Origin of the sequence: Sulfoacidibacillus ferrooxidans, assembly GCF_022606465.1 — a bacterium.
GTDB lineage: Bacteria > Bacillota > Bacilli > Alicyclobacillales > SLC66 > Sulfoacidibacillus > Sulfoacidibacillus ferrooxidans.
On the sequence record NZ_JALBUF010000001.1, the window covers coordinates 589,014 to 612,946 of the forward strand.

Here is a 23,933-nt window from a genome sequence, read left to right on the forward strand (position 1 = left end):
CCCGCTTACTTTACTGCCTATACATTCATCAAGTGACAGAACACCGTATGCTCATCACTAATTGTCGTTTTTTCTGGTTCAACTTTTGTGCACTTTTCCAGTACATGTGGGCAACGATCAGCGAAGGGACATCCCATTCGTCCTTCAAATAAATTCGGTGCTGAGTTACTCGTCTCAGGCAACGGACCACGCACAGGACTGCCAGGAGTTGCCGCCAACAGCAACTTGGTGTAAGGATGCTGTGGGTTGCGAATCAACTCAGAAGATGGTGCCGTTTCCATCACCTTACCACCGTATATTACCATGATGCGATCACCAAAATAGCGCGCAGAAGCAAGGTCATGAGTGATATACAAGTAGGAAAGACCAAATTCATCCTTTAATTCATTCATTAATTTTAATATGCCCGCTCGAATGGAGACATCTAGCATCGAGATAGGTTCATCTGCGACAAGAAATCCAGGGTTTACAGCGAGTGCACGTGCAATGGCCACACGTTGACGTTGTCCACCTGATAGCTCATGTGGAAACTTTGCACGAATGTCCGCTACAGGCGTTAATCCAACGCGAGTTAACAAATAATCCATTCGTTCATCTACCGAATCGTTATTTCTACTAGGAGTAGTCTTCAACGGAAATTCAATATGTTGCTCGATAGTGCGAATGGGGTTCAATGATCCAAAAGGATCTTGAAAAATCATTTGAATAAACCGCCTATATTCCCTTAATGCTCGACCCTTAATATGTGAAACATCTTGGCCTCGAACGAGAATTTTTCCGTGACTAGGTTCTGTAATTCGAATTAAAGCGCGACCAATCGTTGATTTCCCACTACCTGACTCACCAACAAGCGCTAGTACCTCACTATGTCCAATTTCAAAACTCACGTGATCAACTGGCCGAATAAAAGTTTGCTTTCTTGCCTTCTGTGAGATCGGAAAACGAATGACTAAGTCTTCGACTTGAACTAACGGATCTCCTTTTGCCATTTTGCGTTCTCCTCCTCCCGATCGAATAAATGGCACTCGATTAATGCGCCATTATGCTCCAAAGTGAGTGGTTTTACTGATTTGCATGTTTCTAGTGCAACTGGACAGCGGGGATGAAATGCGCACCCTGTAGGCAAAGTAATCAAGTTTGGCGGCGAACCAGGAATCCCCTCAATGACAATTTCATCTGCCGTAAGTTTTGGTATTGCACGCAGTAATCCCTGCGTATAAGGATGATGTCCATCTAGTACTTCTAGAGATGCTGTTGTTGTTTCTTCTACTATCCTACCTGCATACATGATCGCGATGCGAGAAGCAAGTTCTTGAACCAAACTAAAATCATGGCTAATAAAGAGAATTGAAAAATGTTGTTTTCGTTGAATTTCTTGTATTTGATCTAAAATCGAACGCTGCACTACCACATCCAAAGCAGTAGTCGGTTCATCCATAATTACTAATTGCGGCTTTAAAGCAATTGCAATAGCAATTACGACACGTTGACGCATGCCACCCGAGAGCTCATGGGGATAACTACGCAAATGTTTGCGATCAATACTAACTAAATCTAAAAGTGATGCTGCACGCATAGATGCTTCTTTACGCGTAATCTTTTCATGACTTAAGATGGTATCAACAATCTGTTGTTCCACGTTCATTACAGGATTCAAAGCACTCATTGCGCTTTGGAAAACCATCGATACTTGGCTCCAACGAAAAGTACGCAAATCTTTTTTGTTCATCTCGTAGATATCGCGGCCAAGAATTTTCACGGTACCTTCTGTAAGATATGCACTCCCGCGCAATAATCGCATTACTGCATAAGCAATCGTAGATTTACCTGATCCTGATTCGCCAACAAGTGCCATGATTTCATTTTCATAAATAGCAAAACTCACCTTGTTAACCGCTTGTACATCTCCATTTGACGTTTCATAAACGATAGACACTTGATTCAGTTCAAGCACAGGAGTTTTATTGTTTTCCAGCATGAACTTTCCTCCTTGTCGTTCGTAAGCGTGGATTGGTCATTTGATCAACGGCTGAGTTCATCAGAGCAAAACTCATTCCAACTAATGCAATGGCCAAACCAGGAGGAACAATCCACCACCATGCTCCGTTTAACATGGCCCCACCAGCATCAGCCCAATAGAGCATTGTCCCCCAACTTGTCGAACTCAAACTTTCAAGTCCCAAATACGCTAATCCAGCTTCAGCCAAAATAGCTCCAAGACATGCGTACATTAAGTTTGCAAAAACGATGGACAACATATTAGGTATAATCTCAATGACCATAATGCGTAGACTAGACATTCCGGATAATCTTGCAGCAACAACAAAATCCCGATTGATTAACGTCATCGTTTGAGAACGAAAAACACGAGCACCCCATGCCCATCCGGTTAACCCAATAATAATTCCATTGAGTAGCGGTGTGCTATTACGCACGTATGATTCAATGACAATCAGCAATGCGAGTACAGGCATCACAAGGAAAATATTAGTTAGCGCTGTCAACAAAGAATCGACTAATCCACCTTTAAACCCTGCATATACCCCAACTAATAATGATAAAAAAGTTGCAAGTAAGCCTGCACCAATTCCAATCATTAAAGTTGTACGAGATCCTAAAACAAACTGCGAAAATACATCTTGTCCTGTTGATGTAGTTCCAAGCCAATGCTGAGCTGTAGGAGCTTGATTTGGCATAAATAACGTAGCTTGTGGATTATACCGAGCAAGCAACGGAGAAAAAATAGCCATCAAGATAAAAAAAGTGAATATAATGACGCCTGCCAACGCCTTAGGATTGCGCAAAAACGTTTTCGCTGTAGCCCATTTTTTTGCTTTTTTTAATTGACGTAACTGATCTTTTCTTTCCTGGTCAACAACATGCACATTCATACTCATGCAACAGCACCTTCTCGCCGCACACGTGGATCCAAACGACTTAAGAGTAAATCGACAATGAAGTTAGCAATGAGGACAGACAAAGCAATAATCAAGAACGTTCCCTGAATTAACGGGTAATCTTCGCCAGTTACTGCATTGACTAACTGATAGCCAATACCCGGATAGGAAAACACCATCTCAACGAGAATCGATCCACTAACTACATTGCCAAGAGCGATGGCAAAAGAAGTGATTTGAGGTAAAATGGCATTTCGTGCTGTATAAGAAAACATCAATCTTGCAGGACTTATCCCTTTTGCTTCAGCAAATACGATGTAATCTTCACCTAATGTATTGATCATATTATTGCGCATGCCGATCATCCAGCCGCTTAGTGACCCTATGAAAATTGTAAATCCAGGAAGCACAGCGTGATACAATATACTTAATAGATAGGACCCACTCATCCCGGGAACAATACTATTGGAATAGGCATGGCTCATAGGAAACCAACTTAGTAGGAAACCGAATATATACAATAACATTAATGCAACCCAAAACGTTGGCATAGCTTGAAAAAACATGAGAGAGGTAGGTAAGACAGAATCTAATATTCCTTTTCTACGCCACGCGATGTAAATTCCAATGATCGTCCCCATAAAAACAGAAATAATTGTAGAAATACCCACTAATCCAATCGTCCATGGAAGACTAGAAGCAATCACTGATGTAACCGGTGTAGGATAATAGTTAAACGATAATCCCCAATGCCCAGTAACTAATCCTCCAAGATAACTAAAATACTGATCAATCAGAGGTTTGTGGTTAAATCCAAATTCTGCTTCAAGTGCATGAAGCGCCTGTGGGGTCATACGCCCTTGAAATTTTGCAAAAAGCACTGTGGCTGGATTACCTGGCATCATTCTCGGCAATAAAAAATTAAGAGTAACTGCAGCGAACATAGAAAGAAATAGAAATCCTACTCGATGCAAAAAGTACTTCACACCCATAGCCTCCTAACAATCGCAATGAGAGAATGGAGAGTCGGGGTACACCCGATCTCTCCAGTGCATGAAACCGTCTAATTTTTCGTTACGATTTAACGACCATGTAGATGCATTAATACAACTGCATCTGCTGCTCCTGTAAACGGTGCTGGATTGACGTATGGATTTTGTGCTGTTGGCCAACCTGTAATGTTGGAATCATTATATTCATTCCAAGTTGCAGCATAGACCAGCGGAATTGTCGGCAAAGAATTGACCATCACTTTTTCAATCTTATAGATCTGTTGTTGTTGTGCGGCAAGATTGGTTGTTTTTTCAAAGTTACTTAAAGCTTCCGTAGTAGCAGGGTTACTCCACTGCTCAATATTCCATCCGCCCTTCGTTGCGAGCATGTTTTCATATTGGTAATACGGATTAGGACCAGTATTATTAGTCCAAGAAATAGTCAATTGATAATTATGTCCTGTTAGATTGGAGTAGTATGATCCAAACTGTTCTTCCTGTACTGTTACATTAATACCAATTTGCTTTAGTTGCTGAGATATTAATTCAGAATCTGAATCCCAGTCAGTCCAGCCTGTAACAACTTGCAATGTAAAGGAAAGCGGTTGCCCAGAACTACTCTCAAAAATACCTTGAGCATTTTTCTTGAATCCTGCTTTTTCAAGAATTTGAATCGCTTTAGCCGGATTATAACTGTATGATAACTGACTGGTCGTCAAACTCGGATCAATCCAGCTATTGTCATTTGGCAACACTAAACCTGTCGGACTTGCTGGAGCTTCAAAACCATATTCACCTTCTTGATCAATCTGCTGACGATTGATGCCAAGAGAAATAGCTTGTCGAACCGCGAGATTACCCAAAAGTGGATTGGTTAAGTTGGGATACAATACTACGTCGCCATCTGGCGGGAACCAGTATTTATTATTGGGGCTTTTGGAAGAGTATACATTTTGAATGTTAGGAATAAAAATACCTGCCCAATCAATTTGTCCCTTTGCCAGTGCCAAGTCAGCGCTATCATTGCTAGTATAGGCTGGATATTGCAAATTGCGAATATCAGGTTCGCCACCATAATAGTTTGGATTCGCTTTCAACGTATACACTTCAGGGCTAAAGGAGCCAAGCACATACGGTCCTGTACCTACAGGATTTGGAACGTTTACTTTACTTGGATTGCCTAAGCTTGCCCAAATATGTTGCGGAACGATATAAGAACCTAATACAAATGCTGCGAATGGAACATCAGCTTTTTTAAATTGAAAAATAACCTGATATTTACCATTAGCTGTTACAGACGTTAACTCATTCCATACGCCATTTGTATCTGTTGCAGGGTATTTTTTAAATAAATTAAACGTGAAAACAACGTCTTTTGACGTAAATGGTTTACCATCAGACCACTTTGCATGTTGTTGCAAATTGACAGTGAGCGTCTTATCGCCATTGCTCCAAGAATAATTCGTCCCTAGAAACGGATATACATTTGAGCTGACATTATCAAAATAAAATAATGGTTGATAGATGAGACCATCTGTACCTTGGTTTGCGTTCCCTTGAAATGGGCTAAAGTTTGGTTGAAATGTGCCATATGGTGACGGAACGACCACCATCGGTTGGTTCACTACTGCAGAATTTGATCCTCCATTTGAACCCGTGGTAGTCGGTGTGGCAGACTGTCCACAACCAGACAACGCCCCAACTGCCAATGTTGCTGTAGCGGCAAAAAGCGCCAATCTACGCGTTTTTTTCATTTTTGCCCCTCCTCCGAATACCGATGTAACCGGTTTCTCGAAAACGTTTTTGAAAAACTGCACAGCAAAGCAACCTTCGCATAATGCTAAGCAAATGTACTATAAATGAAGCAGATCATTGCAACAATATGTCTTTGTAACTGCAATGTAATTCTTGTTTACATACTAATACTACTTCCAACAGGTGTCAATAACGTTTTCGATAATCTATCTTCATCTCGTAGATTACGACCACCACACATCCTGTACCTGCTCTTTAATCAACATCGACTGTAGAAAGTGAACCGCCTTTTGAAAACCTTCTTCCCTCGACATCAAACTATCTTCATGTTCTATGCTGACTGCACCCTGATAACCCACGAGTTGTAATGCACTAAGTATTTGTCGCCACACTACTTCCCCATGCCCATATCCTACCGTGCGGAAAATCCAAGAGCGATTCATCTCATCGCGAAAACTTTTTGTGTCTAATACTCCATTGATCGCAGTATTGTGAGCGTCAATCGCTGTATCCTTTGCATGAACATGAAAAATAGCTCCCTGTCTACCTAGTTCCTTAATAGAAGATACAGGATCCATGGCTTGCCAAAAGAGATGACTCGGATCGAAATTGACACCTATCGCATCTCCGCATTCCGATCGTAGGCGCAACATGGTTTCTGTATTATAGGCAACAAACCCTGGATGCAGTTCTATAGCAACGCGAACTCCCTGCTCCTTCAAGAAGATATTTTGCTTTGTCCAATATGGTATAACTTTCTCGCTCCATTGCCATTCAAGTACTCTCGCATGCTCTTCTGGCCATGAACAGGTCACCCATACTGGATTCTCTGAGTGCTCTGATTCTCCTGGACATCCAGAAAATGTGTTGACTGTTTTAACACCCAACTCTGCAGCCAAGCGCACCGTAGCTACAAAATCATCATGAAACTGTTGCGCAATCAAAGGATTGGGATGCATTGGGTTACCATGGCAACTAAGTGCACTGATCTCCAAACCGCGACTGGAAATTTGATGCGCAAACTTTCGCAATTCAGAGGCATCGGACAATAGCAACGCAGGATCACAGTGTGCTTTTCCGGGATATCCGCCTGTACCTATTTCTACACATTGCAATCCTTGTTGGGCGATATCATCTAGTGCATCCTCACGGGATTTATCTCCAAACAACACCATAAATACACCAAGTTTCACTTTGCAATCCTCCGTTTACTTCTTATCATGAATGTATAAAGTCATTGCTATTTCAAGAAAAATATACAGCTTCCCCGGTATGAGCTGACTGATAAATCGCCTCTAAAATTTCAGTCACAACAAGCGCTTCTTCGGGTTTCACAAGTGGCTCTTTGTCTAACATGACAGCTTCAATCCACATTTTCATCTCAAGATCAGCCGCATTATCTGTGTGTCCTTCAAAAAAATCGGCCCCTGCACCTTGTAACTGAACATCACTTGTATACAGTTTCCCATACTGTTCACCATGAATATGCAGTCCACCCCGCATGTCTGCTCCAGCCTTTGTACCAGACAAAGAGCACTGTGCCTCTCCAATATCTAATGTATTGAGTGCCCAACTCGATTCCAATATGATAGTTGCTCCATTTTTCATGACAATAAACCCAAATGCCGAATCCTCTACCGTAAATTTTTTAGGATCCCACGCCCCCCATGCATTGGCTGCATGCTCAAACTTACTTAACTCGTGATGACTACTACCTAAGACAACTTTCGGTTCATAGTTATTCATCATCCACAGAGCCAAATCAAGTGCATGCGTCCCAATATCAATTAATGGTCCTCCGCCTTGTTTCTGCTCATCAAGAAAGACTCCCCATGTTGGCACTCCACGCCGCCTCAGAGCGTGTGCTTTAGCAAAATAAATATGTCCCAGACCATCTTCTTCACAAACTTGATGTAGATACTGACTATCTGCACGAAAACGATTTTGATAACCGATTGTCAACTTTTTGCCTGTTCGCTTTGCAGCTTCAACCATTTTACGTCCATCCATAGATGTGATGGCCATTGGTTTTTCGCACATCACATGTTTTCCTGCCTCAAGTGCGGCAACTGTTATTTCAGCGTGACTATCATTTGGCGTACATACGTGAACCACATCAACTCCCGCATCGCTTACTAATTCACGATAATCTTCGTATACTCTAGCAGTTTCTGATCCATACTGTTTTGCTGCAGAAATGGCCTTTTCTTTGACGATATCGCAAAATGCAGTCACCTCTACATGACCCAGTTTAGCTAAACTAGGCAAGTGTTTACCTAGTGCAATTCCTCGACATCCGATAATCCCCACACGCAATTTGTCAGTCATCTAATTCCCTCCATGATCATGCGATGTACCCAAAATAAACAGCTCTTTAAAGTATTGTTTGCATATATGCAAAACTTGACAAAACACTTTCAAGCGGATCGCCCAGACATTCATCTTGCTCAACAAACAACCATTTGGATCCACTTTCTTTTGCAGTCTCTACCATTTGTGAAAGATCAAATATCCCTTGACCAAGCTCCCTAAAACCACGTCCCTCACCATTCTCCATATCTTTAAGATGAACTAACGGTACTCGTCCTGCATATTTTTGCAAATAAGCTACAGCACTTTCCCCTGCATATTCAATCCAATATAAATCAAGCTCTGCCTGAACATGATGACCCTTAGTCCAATCGAAAAGAGCGTCAAGTGCATATTGGTCTTTATCCGTTTGAAGCTCAAACTCAAACGCGTGATTATGGTAACAAAATGTAATACCATTAGATTCACAGGCATTTCCGATGATAGAAAGACTTCTCGCAAGTCGTTCATAATCACTTAAAGATTTTCTCTTATCTTCGGGGAGAAAAGGACAGACAAGATACGATATTCCAACTTCTTTTGCAAATGCAATGACAGCATCTAATTCTTGTTCAAGTGCTATGAGTGGAATATGACTAGAAACTGCCTCTAACCCAAAATCATCCATTAGTTTTTTCAACTCATGTGCTCGATAATTACCGTACCCGGCAAATTCAACACCTCGATACCCAATGTTCGAAACAGCCTCCAACGTCTTTGCGAAATTGTCCTTCATGAGTTCTCGCAATGTATAGAGTTGAATACCGAGATTAGCTTTCGTTCCACCGCCTGCTCCCATCTGTATACCCTCCAAGAAGTATCATCACTTACTTTTCTCTATATTTACGAAAACGTTTTCTCGTTGATTATTATCCTATTTACTTGCACTGTCAATAAGATGTTTCTAATTAAACTCACTCATTTTACAAGTATAATGTGCACATTCTCCTGTCATAGATAAGCTCCTTTACCATGTTCTTTCTCAAATTCAATAACTGATTTAGCTTGAAAAAATGGCATCGTGAACATGGCCAAAGTCGATAGTGAAATTAAAAAGAAAAATGGAATATCCCCAATATGATGTACCATAAGTGCGCCTGCTAACACGATCATACGCCCAAGTGCCAAAGCAGCTTCAAACCATATTCCTAACTTTGTCCTCCACACAGGATCACCCTGCATAAATAATCGGTAGCTTTGTCTTCCAGAAGACGCTGAAAAAAAGAGGCCACCTATTTGCATGAATAAAACAACAAGAATCATGAGCATAGAATGGTTTGTCATAGCTAAGATATAGCCTGCAAGAATCAAGATAATGCCTATGATGAGCCAACTATTTTCATCTACGTGTGTCCGCCGATATACAATAAGACCTCCCAGTAGAACGATCGTATATCCCACATTTAAAAGCGCAACAAAAATTTCATTGCTTGTCATATGAAAAATAAAAATCATAGAAAAAAATCCTTGAAACTGTGTCAGTATTCCAGTTGCAACCATCATAGGGAATAGCCAGCGCGTACCTGCCTTTGAAAATACAGTTTTATAACGAATATCCTGAAATAATGGCTGATCTACCGCGAATACTGGGAGCCGAAACACAAAAAATATGGCCCCAAGAGCAAGAACTACCATGATGAGAAAAGCGCCTTTAAATGCAAACCAATACACAATAGCTGATGAAAAAAGAGGGACTGCCACTGTTACGATTTGACCAAGAATCGTGTTTATAGAAAAATAGGCCGGAAAATCTTCGGATTTAAGAAAAAAATACAGAGCTGCATTATTGCCTGACCAGTAAAACCCTTGTGTGGCTCCTGCAAGCAATCCTACTAATACAATCATGAGGATTCGATCAGATGCTTGATAAAAGTATAGAGAGATATAAGAACCCACGGCAAATACTACACTCCATGCCATAACAAATCGTGCACTTCGCTTATATAAGTAACGAGATCCAAGAAGATATGTGCCAAATAGAGCCAACATGGATAGTAGATTAAACCAAGTAACAGCGAGCAAGTCGCTCCCATTGCCCCAGATAAATAAGTTCACAAAAATACTGGTAAACGTGAATAAGGTGGACATGATGTTATTGAAAATAATGAAACTCCATACTTCTCTCGAGACGTTCAACCTTATTCACACCACCTTATACGTTTCATTATATAGTACCCATCTGTATTGCAGGTGACTTGGCATGACATACTAATGGACAACAATGAAATCAATACCATGAAAGAAAGGAATGTTTGAATGAAACATGTGAAACAAATGATTGCAGCAAGCATTTTATTCTCGGGAATAGCGAGCGTTGCACCAGCACTTGCTTCTTCCATCACAACTCACCCCGCATCCATCCAAGCTCCATATGAACAAATCGCTACCTATACCGATGTGGGGACGACACCTCACTTTACAGGAATAGACCATTTGTTACATAAACTATTTGTCAGTAATTTAAAGGCGGGAACGATAACAGTCGTAGATACGGCTACAGGTAAAATGATAAAAAGCATGAAATTAGGCGGTACCTTACATACCGTAATGGTCGATCAAGAAGCGCATCGAGTGTATGTCACCGACATTGAACGCAACTTACTAGACGTAATTGATGCGAATACGGATAAGGAAATCCAACATATAACCGTAAGTAAGATGCCACACGGACTCGCATTAGCACCTATGTTGCACCGCATCTATGTGTCCAGTGTAGGCAATAACAGTGTTGACGTGATTGATTCTACCCAAATGAAGCGAATGACTACAGTCGCTGTGGGTCCTAATCCATGGGGCGTGGATGTTGATCATCAAACACAAGCCGTTTATAGCGCAAATACAGGATCTTTACCAAATGGAACAAACAATCCTAACGGCAATTCTGTGACAGAGATTGATGGACATACAGATCAACCAAAACGAACAATTGTAGTTGGCCCACATCCATGGAATATCGTGGTCAATCAGCAATCTCATGTTGTCTATACTGGTGTGAGCGATGCTAACAATGTAGCCGTTATCATGGGTGAACAACCAGTTTTACATATCACGGTAGGAAAGTCACCACATGGTCTTGCAATGGATGAGCGAAGACAACGGCTATTTGTCAATAACTCAGGAAGCAATAGCGTATCTGTAATCGACGTGAAAACAAACACAGTTATTCAGACAATACCAGTTGGAAAAGATCCTCAGGGAGTCTGTGTAGATCAAGTAACAGGCGATGTATACGTAGCTAATCAGGGTGAAAATACAGTGACTGTGTTGCATCCAAAACAACCTGACGCGGTACACTGAACCCCCATTAAATCGCTCATCATATGAAACTCGCTCGATTTGCCACTCGAATGCAGTGACTCTGCATAGGCGATGTGGTATATCGGGCTATTTGTTATTGATTAATAGGCTGAATTTGGTATTATTGATGTTAAATAATTTCCACAATTATTTTATATCTTTTTTATCCACATCCTGTGTTAGGGGGGAGTATATATGCAGGAACTGACCGCGCATGATAACAAAAAACGAGCGCCATTTCCTTTCGAGCAGATTGATATTTTTAAAGAGGTTCATAGCACTTCAAGTCCAGGTTTGCAACTGCAGTATATCCGTCAAACCGCAACACACTTTCAAGACTGGTTTCGCAAGACAGGAGTTGTCAGTGCATTTGCTTCATTTGATCTAATTACGTTACCTTATCCTACACGATACGGTCTATGGCGAGCAACCAAGAGCCCCTCCCCTTTTCTTTGGTTTACTAATCGAATGTTCATTGTCCAATGGAAAGCTCATGGAAGAACATGGACTCTACTCAATGAACCTTCTGACTACGAACTCGGTGCTAATACTCCTTTTTATGTTAGTCTAATGAAAAAATATGGCGATTATGTATCTAACCATTTGCTAGCTAAGCGACACGGCACAGTTGAAACTCATCTTCAATCTGTCGGGCTTCGTCCCGAAGACATTGACTTTATCACATATGATCATTTACACACCCAAGATATTCGCCGATGGGTGGGTACAACGAAGTCACAAGCAGATCATGCAACAAACGAACCCTTACAAGCCTATTTTCCTAAGGCAAAACTAATCGTCCAGCAAAAAGAATGGGATGTACTCCATTCACTTCATCCTTTACAGTCGATATGGTATCAACCATCCACTTTTCATGATATTCCGAAGGATCGGCTGCTCTTTATTGACGGTGACGTTTTACTTGGACCAGGCGTTGCATTGATCTGGACACCCGGACACACCGAAGGAAACCATTCTCTCGTAGTACATACAGATACAGGGATTTGGGTATCCAGTGAGAATGCCATCTCGGCTGAATGTCTGAATCCATCGCAAAGCAGCCTACCTGGTCTTCGTAGTTACGCAAAAACTAGTGGTCTTGAAGTCGTTATAAACGGCAATACACTTGAGCACACAGCGCGCCAATATAATTCTGTAGTTTTAGAAAAGTTGATGTCAGATCCATCAAAAAACAACCCGCATATGCGCCAATTTTTCCCTAGTTCAGAGTTGACCGGACACCCACTATCACCTGGTACCAAACCATCATTTCGTCATCTTCAAGTTGCATATGGCACGATACAACAACCGCATGGCGTGCAATAACGAATCGGGAGGAACTACATGAAAGCGATTGTATACGACTTTTCCATCACTAAGTACATGGCTGCAAAAACATTTGGCAAACGATATCCAAAGCTCTATTATGGAAAACGATCTGCATTAAGCTTACGCGAGTGGCCCGACCCTAAGGAACCTGGACCACACGAGATTCGTATGCGCCCACTTCTTGCTGGAATTTGCGGTACAGATATGGGGGCTATCCTCTATAAATCTTCGCCATCACTCACACCTTTCAATTCTTTCCCAGCCGTTCTTGGCCATGAAGTAGTGGGCATGGTTGACGCATGTGGTGCAAAAGTCAAAGGGATTGAACCTGGACAGCGCATCTCTGTAGATCCCTTTATCTCTTGTGCAGTAAGGGGCATCGATCCCCCGTGCCCTGCTTGTGCACAGGGTCTTCACGCCATGTGTCATTACTCTGGTACTAAGCGCGGACTTTCAGAAGGGATGCTCATGGGTTTTTGTCGAGACCTTCCAGGGGCTTTTAGTGAACAGTGTACCATCCACGAATCCATGGCTATTCCAGTGCCTAGAGAAATTCCTGATCGCCTCGCAGTGATGATCGAGCCACTGAGCGTTGGTGTTCATGCTGTTTTACGCAAAGTCCCAGAAGATGGCGAGTCCGTTCTTGTGATTGGGGGTGGAATGATTGCTTATTCAGTCATCACTGCTCTACGGATGGCAAATAAAAATATTCACATCACCCACCTAAGCTTGTTACCGTATCAACGCGACATGGCAATGACACTGGGAGCAACCCAAGCGTTCACTACTAAAGAAGAATTATTGAACGATATGGAAGGACGTATAGGCGCAAAAAAGCATCGCCCTGCTATGGGTCGCACTGTTTATTTGGGCGGATACGCAAAAGTGTATGACTGCATCGGTAGCGAGCAATCACTCGCAGACGCCTTACACTATACGCGTGAGCGTGGTGCGATCATTGTCGTTGGCACAGCTGGACATATGAGTGATCTGGACTGGACATTTGTGTGGGCAAAGGAGCTAAGTATCATTGGATCGGTAGGTTATGGTCGAGAAACTTGGGAAGGTGAAACAGTCTCTACTCATGCCATTACCCTGCAGATGCTTATGCAGCAAGAAAATGCACAACTTGTTAAACTTGTCACTCATGAGTACTCATTAGATCATTATGAGCAGGCGATCATTGCAAATATCGAAAGAGCAAAGTACCAATCTATTAAAACGGTTTTTACAATATAAACATGCGAAGAGAGGATATGGGATGTACTCCGTTGATCCCCTCTTCGTTTGCAATCAACCTACATTTCACTAGATCCCCTTGCTACCTTGGTCAAGACGTCTCGAAATACCTCAATAGGCTGTGCCCCAACCAGTTTAAAACGATTTGCAACAATAAACGTTGGTGTTCCCGTTACTTGAAACTTTATTGCTGCCTGCCGTGCCTCTTCTAACCGCGACTCATAACGCGAGTCACTCAAGGCCTGCTCTATCTCTTTGCGATGAAGTCCCACTGATTCGCCAATTGCAAGGAGTATAGACTGATCACCAATATCTTTACCATCCGTAAAATACGCATGAAAAATTGCATCGTGGAACTCGTGAAATACCCCTTGATCGCGCGCAAACTCAGATACTTCAATCGCCATTTTGGAATTAGACAATAGCGTAAGATGACCAAACTTCACCCCATATGGTTGACCCATTTGCCGGAGCCGATCCACCATGGCCTGCGCCGATGCAGCAGAAAACCGCTCAGCTAAACTCATCCCCTGTAAAGGTGTGTCTGGATGAATTTCGTAATTGATCCATTCATCCTCAATATCAAATTCTTTTTTTAACGCTTGGACAACACCGCTGCCCACATAACAAAACGGTCATATATAATCTGAAAAAATCCGTATTTGTATACTCGTGATGGCCATCCCCTCACATTTGTAATTATTCATCTTATGACTATCATACACTCACACCGTACTCACTACAATGTGGATCGACTCGTACTCGTCCATCTTGTTTAGTTTATAAGAGCCTGTTCAAAAAGGGGGCAGGTAAGAACCGCGCAGTGCAAGGAAGCGAGCCATGAATGTGGACTGAGCGTACGTTTTGGGTACGTGAGGGAGCGTTCTTGGCGCTGACGCTGCCATGCGCCGGGGAGTTCTGACCCCTTTTTGAACAACCTCTATAAAAAACTTTACCTTCCGAATCATCACTCTTCACGGATATACTAAATTCATGTAGAATAGATAGAAAATTAATATAAAGGGGGGCGTCGTGTGTTCGAAGGGTACGTACGAGATACATTCTACGATGAGATGCTTTGTGATGACAATCAGCCACGCCCACCCTATCGCCGCTATTATGAGTTGCTTTCGCGCTTTCCAAAAGAAATTTTTGCGGCACGACACGATGCTGCAAAACAACTTTTTTTACGTCAGGGCATTACATATACCATGTATGATAACGCTCTTGGTGTAGAGCGCACACTACCCTTTGATCTTGTTCCTCGCATTATCCCTTCAGCAGAGTGGCATCACATTGAACGGGGCCTGATTCAACGAGTGACCGCGCTCAATGAATTTTTGAAAGACATCTACTCCACGCAATATATCATTCGAGATCATATCATTAGCCGTCAGACAGTGTATGCTTCTCCAGATTTTCAACTGGAGATGATGAATGTGCCTGTACCCAAAGGCATTCATACGGTGTTATCTGGGATTGATCTCATCCGCAATGAACAGGGTGGATATCAGGTTCTTGAAGATAACTTGCGAATTCCTTCTGGCATTTCTTACGCCTACAAAAACCGAAATATGATGAAACGTGTTTTTGCTGAAGCTTTTTCATCATATCATGTAGCCCCACTTGAACCTTTCATGAAAAAGTTAGGGGATACTTTTGCCTATTTATCACCGCGTCAAATCCCACAGCCAACAGTCGTTCTTTTGACACCTGGGCGCTTTAACTCCGCCTTTTTCGATCACTCATTTCTTGCTCAAAGCATGGGTATTGAACTCGTTGAAGGTAGTGATCTGATCGTGATTAACCAAATTGTATACATGCGCACCACAAGTGGATTGCGACAAGTTGACGTCATCTATCGCAGACTTGACGACGGATATCTAGATCCCCTCTCCTTTAACTTAGATTCGCTCATTGGCGTTCCCGGACTATTTGATGCATATCGCGCCGGTAACGTGGCCATCGCAAACCCATGGGGTAATGGTGTAGCTGATGATAAACTTATCTACTCCTATGTTCCCGACTTTATCCGCTATTATCTAAACGAAGACCCAATTTTACCAAATGTCATAACTTATCGCCTGACCAAAGATAACGAACGGCAACACGTGATTGAAAACATCGAAGATATGGTTATTAAACCGACAAATGCATCAGGTGGAGCAGGACTGTTTTTTGGATATGCTGCCACTCGTGCAGAATGCGAAGACATGCAACGAATCATACAAAAAGAACCACGCAATTTTATTGCACAGCCACTCATCTCATTATCTCGTCACCCCACCTGGATGGATGGAGACTTTGAACCTTGTCCAATCGACTTGCGCCCATTTGTGGCATTTGGTGAAACACTTCATGTTTTACCTGGTGGACTAACGAGAGTGGCACTTGAGCGCGGATCATGTGTAGTCAACTCATCCCGTGGCGGCGGTGCAAAGGATACATGGATCGTTGTGGGGGAGGGGGAACCTACATGTTAAGTCGCATCGCAGAATCGATGTACTGGATGGCTCGATATTTGGAGCGTGCAGAAAATCATGCCCGTTTATTAAAAGTACAAAAGGTCAATTCACTCGGATTAGTTGAGGATATGATCACGAATTCAGGCTGGGATACTATTCTTGATATCAACGGATATATGAACGTGTTTACACATCGTTTTCCCGAACGAACACCAGACAACATCTGTACATTCATGGTTTCATCAATCGATAACCCAAATTCTGTGCTCTCTTGTATTAAACAAGCGCGAGAAAATGCCCGAGCAGTTCAAGAACGGCTATCCTCTGAAATATGGGAAGCATTCAATGAATTTTACTGGGATTTTCTAGACTTCCAGCGCCACACAATCAATATGAATGACAGTTTGCAGGATCTCTTTTCTTTCGTTCGCAACTACTGTTTTCGAATTATTGGCGCACTTCACGTGTGTATGCCGCGATCTGAGGAATACGATTTTTTCCGTTTAGGATTGTATTTAGAACGAGCGGAGCAAACCTCTCGTATCCTTGATGTGCGCTACCATTTAACGGTTCGTACACCAGGTGAACAGCCCCTTGTCGACACGCATCATTGGATTAATATCTTGCGTTCCACATACGCTTATGAAGCTTTTTTGAAACGCCATCAATCTCGCTTTACTCAAGATCATGTCATCGAATTCCTGCTACTTGACGCAGAGTTTCCTCGCTCCATTCAGTACACTATCACTATGGTTAACCAGGCGTTGAATCACTTATTACAAAGCGAGGATCACGCCAAACATCCGCTTTTGCGCACGGTCGGGAAAATTCGATTGGAACTCCAGTATACAGCTGTAAACGAATTATTGAATGAAGGATTACACAATTATTTACTTGCGTTTCAAGCGCGTTGTTTTCAAATTGGAGACCTTATTAACCAATCATTCTTTTCCCAGGAGTTGACTGATTATGCCAACAATCTACCGTTTGCAGCACAACACAAAGTATACATACGAAACACCAGCACGCGAATTGACGAATGAAATCACCCTCACTCCTGGACAATTTCCTGGACAAACGGTTCTTCATCATGAAATTCGAACACTTCCAAGTTCACGGCCCTTTTATCACTCCGATGTATTTCGCAATCAATCTCAGACCTTTTACATTCCAACGTCTGTTTTGCAATTAACTGTAAGAGCCGATAGTTTAGTACTCGTGAATCGCGCGCCCACATTCCCAGAGATCATGTGGGGAAAATCAGACTATGCAAAAGGCGATATCCAAGAAAAGTACTACTTATATGTAATGCCCACTCATTACTGCTATCCAATACCTGAACTCTCTGAGTGGCTCGGTACCCTATGGGAAGATGCAACAGATCTCTCTGCATTCCTCCTCACTCTTACAAAAAAAATTAAGGAGCAGTTTCAATACGTTCCAGGTGCCACAGATGTAGAGTCTGATGTACAAGCTTTTTATAAGCTAAGGGCAGGTGTATGCCAAGATTTCACTCACTGGATGTTAGCTGCACTACGCTCGCTTGGCATTCCATGTCGCTATGTTAGTGGGTATATTTATGATCGTGCCGGCGTATTGCTAGGTACCCAAGCGATGCATGCTTGGGTGGATGTCCTCGTTCATGACGATACATGGGTTGGACTTGATCCTACAAATGGCTGCATCGCTGGAGAATCACATGTGTATCTGAGCGTGGGCCGCGATTATCGCGATATCGTTCCAATTAAAGGTGTATATAAAGGTACACTACAGACGATGGAAGTTGACGTCAAAGTTCAAATTAACTCACAATCTTGATGGATGAATGCTACACACATATCAACCGATTACTTTCCATATTTTACCTCCATCTGTCGTGTGCAGTAAAGCATCGTTCATTGAAAGCATCCAACCATCCTTTGCATTAACAAATTGCATGGTAGCGGGGGATGGCCATTGTGAAGGTGCAAAGTTATAGTTCGTCCACTCGCGACCACCGTCAGTCGTCTGAAAGTAACTTTGCCCATTTTGTCCCAGAATCCAAGCAATATCTCCAAAAGATCCGACCCAGTTGCCCGCTTCTGCGTCGATCAGCGTATGCAATGTAGGGGCTACATTCTGCTGCGCTAGTGCATCCTGTGCAGTTGCAAGATTTATCGCAGAAAACATCTTCCATTGAACCCCACCATTTGTCGTCACTTCCGTACGATTAGGATAAAATTGACTCATGGCAAAACCGATATTCTTATTTGCAAAGTATACCGTATCATATCCGCCCATGACCTGTGGTAAGTCAACTTCTGCAAATGATTTCCCGCCATTCTGCGTATGATACACTTGACCATCCCTATCAGCTACAAAACCATCTGTTGGCGTAGGAAATGATATGGGAGAAGGAGACACATTGCCGTAGTCTCTTCCTTGCAGTTGAAGTGGGAGATTACCCACCTGCGTCCATGTGTGCCCGCTGTTTGCAGTGATTAGTACTGCGCCCGAATCTCCTGGCAATCCTAATCCGTATCCGAGTGTAGCATCAACAAATGAAATGCCTTCTGTGGGTGTGGCATGACCTGTGACATATACAGGTCTCCATGTCTGCCCACCATCCGTTGTGTGCAATAAAGTACTCGGTCCAGCAAATCCTCCATCTACAAGCCAGCCATCCGTAGCACTTGGGAAGGAGAGTGAGTGAAACGTAGGGATCCCTTGAACACCTGTGATTGTATGAGACTTCGTCCAATGTGCCCCACCATCTGACGTTGCCTCCATAGATACAGTCCCCATCCCACATGCTGGACACTCCCCAATAACCACTGCAGAAGATGAGCCGATGGCCGCCATTGGTCCAGGATCGAATCCAGGGCCCACGGGAACATGCTTTACACCTCCAGGAGCTGGTCCTGCACCTGCTGTCGATAGCGCAAGCACAGGGGTAAACGAGTTGCCGTTTGTCGAATGAAACACCGTATATGATTGTTGACTCATGCCTCCCATGCCTGCAACTAAAAACCAAACATTGCTACTATTAACCACGCGAATTTGTGCAAAGTCAAACCCACTTGGCAAATCAGCAATGGCCGTTGTCCAAGTCATGCCACTATTGGTCGTGTGATATAACACACCTGCATAAGAATACATCCACCCATTGTTAGGTCCTGCAAATCCTATTTCTAATGCTGCACTAGGTACATGTACAATGGTCCAATGTTGTCCCCCATCTTCCGTTCGCAATAGTCGCGTGTTACCAATGTTTGCATTGCCTACAATGGCATACCCTATCTTTGCTGTTAAAAAATCTACTCGATGAACGCTCCCCGGGACTGATATGTAGTGCCAAGTTGCTCCACCATTAATAGTACTCATTATTTTCCTTGTGGCTGTTCCATGTAACGATGATCCAATAGCAAATACATCTGATGGATTCAGTGCATCGATACTCTGGATGCTTTGCAATCCGCGATACTGCACAGAAAAATGTGCACCTCCATCCGTCGTATGCCACAAGACACCTTGCCCACCAACCCATCCATCAGTTGCATTGACAAATGTAACTGTATTAAGTTGTGCACCATTCACAGCATGGTGCACACTAGCAGAAACAGTAGGTGTCATATGAGCTCCTGGCGATCCACCAGCCACATTGGCCTGCTTCCATTGACTCACCACTTCTGCAGCAGTCACAGATGGTGAGGGTCCGAGATCGTTAATTGTCGTTTCATTCAATGATTTGACTCCATGCGTTGTAGTGCCTGCTTGTTTTGTTATCGGACTTTTGCCCTGTACATGTGTTCCAACATCCGTATTATTTTTCGCAAGTGCTTGACTTGATGAAACACCACAACCTGCTAAAATCGCAGAAAGCCCTAATAGTACAGTCATTGTCCACATCCGTAACGCTTTCATGTCAGATGCCCCTTTCACTCGCCTTGTCAAAGTTCGCACCACTCCAACTCACATAAAACATGACTGAATTGATGACATGTACAGCATATATCTACACTCATTCTATGCGAACTCTAGGTAACCCCACAAGTTGACCCATAAAATAAAGCAAATAATAATAAAACAGATGTTGTTTTTATCTTTCTGTTATAGTACAATACTTGTAATATAAATCGACACTACTTAGGAGGGAATACCATGCAAGAGATGGATCAACAGTCACCGACTGAGGACTTACAACAGATGTGTGGCATGTGTGGAAACGAATTGCTGCCGTATGATTGGCACTACCAAGAGTGTGATCGCTGCCTAACACAAACACCAGAGTAAAACTCGTACAAACCAAAGGGACGCTACATAGTATGTAGCGTCCCTTTGGTTTGCACGAGTTACTTTGATTGAATCGTCACTGACTCGATAAAAGCGGTTTTGGTAGGGAAGGAATCCTCACCCGTAAGAGGATTGGTCTTCACGGGTATCGATGCAATCTTTTCTACTACACTCATTCCCTTGATGATCTTTCCAAACTCTGTATAAATGGGTTGATGATTGAGACTCTCACTCTCTGAGCCTGTACAAATGAAAAACTGGCTACCATTAGAGACTGTATTTGGCCCTCGATTGGCCATCGCCACGATTCCAGGCGCATACGGATACTTAGGAGGCAATTCGCTTGCAAATTGATATCCCGGTCCACCAGTACCATTGTTGCGAGGATCCCCAGTTTGAATCATAAAAGGTTTAATAATGCGAAAGAACGTATCTCCTGTAAAAAAGTGATGATCAGCGAGAAACACAAAATTATTGACTGTTTTAGGTGCACTTTTTGCAAATAATTGAATGGTGAAATCTCCATAATTGGTATGTACCACAGCATCATATTGTTTCGATGTATTAATTTGCATCGGTGGTACTGTAGACCATTGTTGCTTCGTGGTCGGTGGTGGTGTCGTTTCGCTTGTCGCTGTAGTCGACCCTGTCGTTGTCTTCGTGGTACTGCTTGGCCCAGGTCCACTACTCGCTGATTGAACTGCTCCTGTTCCACAACCAGTTACCATAGCTACACTACATAATATCATCCCTAGCATTGCGAAACGTTTTCTTTGTGGTTTCATCAGATATCCTACCTCCATTAAAATGAGCATGCAAAATGAACATGTTGAAGGAACAGTGTTCGCTGCTTGTCCCATTCAACAGTGTTAGGTAAAAAAATAATAAATATCCAAAAATATTCATTTTCTTCTTGGACTAGCGTTTTTCCGCGACGAGTGTGAAGGTTTTGGGAATGCCCATATCATCCACCTTGTGATTCGGTTCTTCTTCCAAAACACAAACGCACAAACCAGCAGAAGCAAACGACGTCACAATGTCTCCAAGTGTCCATTTGCGCAACTGCACTCTTCTAGATTCTCCGTAATCCTCTACATACTTTGTAAATGCAACATCTGTTTCTTCGATAGAGGAATCGAAATAATTCCCTGTTACCTTGTGCTTGCGGCCTTTTGAAGTAATCAGCTTTGTCGATACGGGGTGAAAGTCCTGTAGCACTAGCTTCCCTCCCATACGCAATAGGCGGTATACGACCTGAGCCAGTGGGGCTAAATCGATAAAATAATGTAAAATCCCCAATTCCATTAACACCATATCATAGATTGGAACCAATTCATCGTGGGGCAATGCCAAAACATCAGACACAACATAACGCACGTTTACGCCTGCTGCCTGAGCAAGCTCTGTTCCATATGTAGCATTTTGCTCAGAAAAATCAATGACTGTAACAGTAGCACCAAGCAAGGAAAGAGCAACTGCTTTACTGCCATGAGATCCAAGTAAATTAGCAATGTGTTTCCCTCGAACATCCCCCATAAATCGAGCCAATGATTGTAGCTTAGAAAGTGGATGAAGTTTGATCTGTTCAGCCGCAATTGCAGGTACACCAAAGCGGTTGATCCACGCATCATATGCATTCATGTTCCATGCATGTTCATGTTCGGCACTTAAGCCTTGTTGTTTATGAAGCAGAAATTTTTTAATCTGCTGCACTTTAGGGTCATCAGGTGCACATGTTTTTACATAGTATTCCCATGATTTAACCCATAATGTTGCTCCAACCCGTTCCACACGAATACGATAAGGATCTGTGGTGACGACGGTGTTGTACACGCACCCCAAGATCACGAGCTTATTGTCACGTGAGAACTGAAATGTCGCAAAGGTCGCACCTTTGCGACTCTCTTCCATGCTTTCTTGCGACCATAGAGTACATGCATGATCAAATACATCCCACTGTACAGATACTTCAATTCGTCCCATATCGGGTACATCTATTCCTTGCACAAATAATGCTGCATCTCCCTCAAAACAATACGGAATATGAGCGACATCGAGTTCTTGTGCCAGTGAACACATCAGTTGTACCCAAGATTCAAAAGCCACCTCTAAGCCACGCCTTTCATTCGTTCTGTAAACGCTCCTGCATCCATTGCGCAACCGCCAGCGAATCAGGATCAGTAGATCGGCTCAAATGATCAATGACTCTCTGCTGAACAATGGGCGACTTATTTTGGCTTAATTTAGCCTTTGCCTCTACACTTGTGATATCAATCCTAAAACCCACAATTGCACGCATCATGTTTTGATAAAATGATTGATCCGATCGACTCGGCAGATCTGAAGTGGGCTCATAAAATTGAACCGTCTTCTCTAGTATGGAACCTAGTTCATCATGGTTATCTAAGACAGTACATCGACCAACGATATGCACCGCTAGATAATTCCACGTCGGAACAGAAGTTGTATCCCCATACCACGATGGGGAGATATATGCATGAGGGCCAGAAAAGACAACGAGTGCAGACTGTCCATCCATGGTTTTCCACTGCGGATTTGCCCGCGCCATATGAGCTAATAACAAGTTCTGCTCTTCATCATAGAAAAAAGGTAAGTGTGTAGCTTGCGGTACACCATCAACAGTAGTAACCATGATCCCAAAACTGTTAGCATTCACAAACTGAACAATTTCATTCCGGTCAGACATCTTGAACTCCTTAGGTGTATACAGTTGCAGCATCTCCTCTCCCTTGTAAACATCATATCTCAAATTGTATGTCCTTACAAAACCTCTATTTACAATTGCGTGATCACGCAATTGTAAGTAATGAAGCACTAGTCATATGCTATACTTACTATAAACGAGGATAGCAATCCCAAAGGGGGAACCATCATGAGTTTATTTGATTCCTTAAAAAGCAAAACATCTCAAAGCGTGTCAAAAGCTTTATCAAACACCGAGAAGGCTCTTAAAAAGGCAGAACTCAATCGACAAATCACAAAATCCAATGAAGAGTTAGAAGCACTTTGCCTGCAATTTGGACAAATGGTATATCATGCAGGCGTTGCTGCAGAAGCAGAAGTTCGCCATTTTCTTGAGTCTGCACAAGCAATTGAATCTACTGTGGTAGATTATCAAGAAAAAATCAAGGAATTAGATGAGGTTCCTGAGCATGAACATGAAAGTCTAGCCACTAAATCTCTGTGTGCACAATGCGGTGCAGACATTTTACCCACTCAAAAATTTTGTGCAAACTGCGGAGCTATGTTGCAATCTGATTTGCAAGCAGAATAAGTTCAAACTCTTCCTTCTGACTAGATACGTATTTTTGAACGGT

22 protein-coding genes are annotated in these 23,933 nt (G+C 42.7%); 8 read left to right on the forward strand and 14 right to left on the reverse strand.

The annotated features are described in order from the left end of the window. Positions 1-17 precede the first annotated feature (17 nt). The 9 genes from MM817_RS02940 to MM817_RS02980 form a co-directional block, all read right to left on the reverse strand. Positions 18-989 carry an ABC transporter ATP-binding protein gene (locus MM817_RS02940; RefSeq protein ID WP_241711936.1) on the reverse strand — a complete coding sequence of 324 codons (972 nt, stop codon included), beginning with the start codon at positions 987-989 and terminating at the stop codon, positions 18-20. Beyond that, a complete protein-coding gene (locus MM817_RS02945; RefSeq protein WP_241711937.1) occupies positions 968-1,978 on the reverse strand; it encodes an ABC transporter ATP-binding protein in 1,011 nt (336 codons plus the stop codon). The genes MM817_RS02940 and MM817_RS02945 overlap by 22 nt, the downstream gene beginning before the upstream one ends. Next, positions 1,962-2,897, reverse strand: coding sequence for an ABC transporter permease (locus tag MM817_RS02950; RefSeq protein WP_241711938.1), 936 nt, complete (start codon positions 2,895-2,897; stop codon positions 1,962-1,964). Before MM817_RS02950 ends, MM817_RS02945 begins: the two co-directional genes overlap by 17 nt. Beyond that, positions 2,894-3,883, reverse strand: coding sequence for an ABC transporter permease (locus tag MM817_RS02955; RefSeq protein WP_241711939.1), 990 nt, complete (start codon positions 3,881-3,883; stop codon positions 2,894-2,896). The genes MM817_RS02950 and MM817_RS02955 overlap by 4 nt, the downstream gene beginning before the upstream one ends. A gap of 95 nt (positions 3,884-3,978) precedes the next feature. Further along, on the reverse strand, positions 3,979-5,643 hold the full coding sequence (locus MM817_RS02960; protein ID WP_241711940.1) for an ABC transporter substrate-binding protein: 1,665 nt from the start codon (positions 5,641-5,643) through the stop codon (positions 3,979-3,981). Positions 5,644-5,868: 225 nt separating this feature from the next. After that, positions 5,869-6,837, reverse strand: coding sequence for a sugar phosphate isomerase/epimerase family protein (locus MM817_RS02965; RefSeq protein WP_241711941.1), 969 nt, complete (start codon positions 6,835-6,837; stop codon positions 5,869-5,871). Positions 6,838-6,889: 52 nt separating this feature from the next. Continuing rightward, complete coding sequence (locus tag MM817_RS02970) at positions 6,890-7,972, reverse strand: Gfo/Idh/MocA family protein (RefSeq protein WP_241711942.1); 1,083 nt, start codon at positions 7,970-7,972, stop codon at positions 6,890-6,892. A 46-nt stretch (positions 7,973-8,018) separates the two neighbouring features. Beyond that, the gene (locus MM817_RS02975) at positions 8,019-8,792 is read right to left on the reverse strand and encodes a sugar phosphate isomerase/epimerase family protein (protein WP_241711943.1); all 774 of its coding nucleotides are present in this window, start codon (positions 8,790-8,792) and stop codon (positions 8,019-8,021) included. Positions 8,793-8,944: 152 nt separating this feature from the next. After that, the gene (locus MM817_RS02980) at positions 8,945-10,129 is read right to left on the reverse strand and encodes an MFS transporter (protein ID WP_241711944.1); all 1,185 of its coding nucleotides are present in this window, start codon (positions 10,127-10,129) and stop codon (positions 8,945-8,947) included. Positions 10,130-10,249: 120 nt separating this feature from the next. Here MM817_RS02980 and MM817_RS02985 point away from each other — a divergent pair, with 120 nt between their 5' ends. The 3 genes from MM817_RS02985 (at position 10,250) to MM817_RS02995 (ending at position 13,858) form a co-directional block, all read left to right on the forward strand. Next, positions 10,250-11,290, forward strand: a complete 1,041-nt coding sequence (locus tag MM817_RS02985; protein ID WP_241711945.1) for a YncE family protein — start codon at positions 10,250-10,252, stop codon at positions 11,288-11,290. Between the two features lie 195 nt (positions 11,291-11,485). Then, a complete protein-coding gene (locus MM817_RS02990; protein ID WP_241711946.1) occupies positions 11,486-12,616 on the forward strand; it encodes an MBL fold metallo-hydrolase in 1,131 nt (376 codons plus the stop codon). Positions 12,617-12,634: 18 nt separating this feature from the next. Beyond that, positions 12,635-13,858 (forward strand): zinc-dependent alcohol dehydrogenase, encoded by a 1,224-nt coding sequence (locus MM817_RS02995; protein WP_241711947.1) that lies wholly within the window; start codon positions 12,635-12,637, stop codon positions 13,856-13,858. A 59-nt stretch (positions 13,859-13,917) separates the two neighbouring features. Here the strand turns inward: MM817_RS02995 and MM817_RS03000 are convergent, their stop codons facing one another. Continuing rightward, the gene (locus MM817_RS03000; RefSeq protein WP_241711948.1) at positions 13,918-14,481 is read right to left on the reverse strand and encodes a DsbA family oxidoreductase; all 564 of its coding nucleotides are present in this window, start codon (positions 14,479-14,481) and stop codon (positions 13,918-13,920) included. A 411-nt stretch (positions 14,482-14,892) separates the two neighbouring features. Here MM817_RS03000 and MM817_RS03005 point away from each other — a divergent pair, with 411 nt between their 5' ends. The 3 genes from MM817_RS03005 to MM817_RS03015 are packed head-to-tail and all read left to right on the forward strand — an operon-like array spanning position 14,893 to position 18,141. After that, positions 14,893-16,341 carry a circularly permuted type 2 ATP-grasp protein gene (locus MM817_RS03005; RefSeq protein ID WP_241711949.1) on the forward strand — a complete coding sequence of 483 codons (1,449 nt, stop codon included), beginning with the start codon at positions 14,893-14,895 and terminating at the stop codon, positions 16,339-16,341. Continuing rightward, complete coding sequence (locus MM817_RS03010; protein ID WP_241711950.1) at positions 16,335-17,366, forward strand: alpha-E domain-containing protein; 1,032 nt, start codon at positions 16,335-16,337, stop codon at positions 17,364-17,366. The genes MM817_RS03005 and MM817_RS03010 overlap by 7 nt, the downstream gene beginning before the upstream one ends. After that, the gene (locus MM817_RS03015) at positions 17,293-18,141 is read left to right on the forward strand and encodes a transglutaminase family protein (protein WP_241711951.1); all 849 of its coding nucleotides are present in this window, start codon (positions 17,293-17,295) and stop codon (positions 18,139-18,141) included. The genes MM817_RS03010 and MM817_RS03015 overlap by 74 nt, the downstream gene beginning before the upstream one ends. Positions 18,142-18,162: 21 nt before the next feature. On the opposite strand, the gene MM817_RS03020 is transcribed toward MM817_RS03015, so the two are convergent. Continuing rightward, positions 18,163-20,226 carry a YCF48-related protein gene (locus MM817_RS03020; protein ID WP_241711952.1) on the reverse strand — a complete coding sequence of 688 codons (2,064 nt, stop codon included), beginning with the start codon at positions 20,224-20,226 and terminating at the stop codon, positions 18,163-18,165. A 237-nt stretch (positions 20,227-20,463) separates the two neighbouring features. Here MM817_RS03020 and MM817_RS16835 point away from each other — a divergent pair, with 237 nt between their 5' ends. Continuing rightward, positions 20,464-20,595, forward strand: coding sequence for a hypothetical protein (locus tag MM817_RS16835; protein ID WP_272879606.1), 132 nt, complete (start codon positions 20,464-20,466; stop codon positions 20,593-20,595). 59 nt (positions 20,596-20,654) lie between these two features. On the opposite strand, the gene MM817_RS03025 is transcribed toward MM817_RS16835, so the two are convergent. From MM817_RS03025 to MM817_RS03035, 3 genes are all read right to left on the reverse strand, one after another. Further along, entirely contained in the window at positions 20,655-21,380 is a 726-nt protein-coding gene (locus MM817_RS03025) for a peptidylprolyl isomerase (RefSeq protein WP_241711953.1), read from the reverse strand. A 133-nt stretch (positions 21,381-21,513) separates the two neighbouring features. Then, on the reverse strand, positions 21,514-22,701 hold the full coding sequence (locus tag MM817_RS17200) for a class I SAM-dependent methyltransferase (protein WP_241711954.1): 1,188 nt from the start codon (positions 22,699-22,701) through the stop codon (positions 21,514-21,516). 16 nt (positions 22,702-22,717) lie between these two features. Next, the gene (locus MM817_RS03035; RefSeq protein WP_272879607.1) at positions 22,718-23,335 is read right to left on the reverse strand and encodes an FMN-binding negative transcriptional regulator; all 618 of its coding nucleotides are present in this window, start codon (positions 23,333-23,335) and stop codon (positions 22,718-22,720) included. Positions 23,336-23,488: 153 nt separating this feature from the next. Between MM817_RS03035 and MM817_RS03040 the strand changes: the two genes are divergently transcribed. Continuing rightward, the gene (locus tag MM817_RS03040; protein ID WP_241711956.1) at positions 23,489-23,890 is read left to right on the forward strand and encodes a zinc ribbon domain-containing protein; all 402 of its coding nucleotides are present in this window, start codon (positions 23,489-23,491) and stop codon (positions 23,888-23,890) included. Positions 23,891-23,933 lie beyond the last annotated feature (43 nt).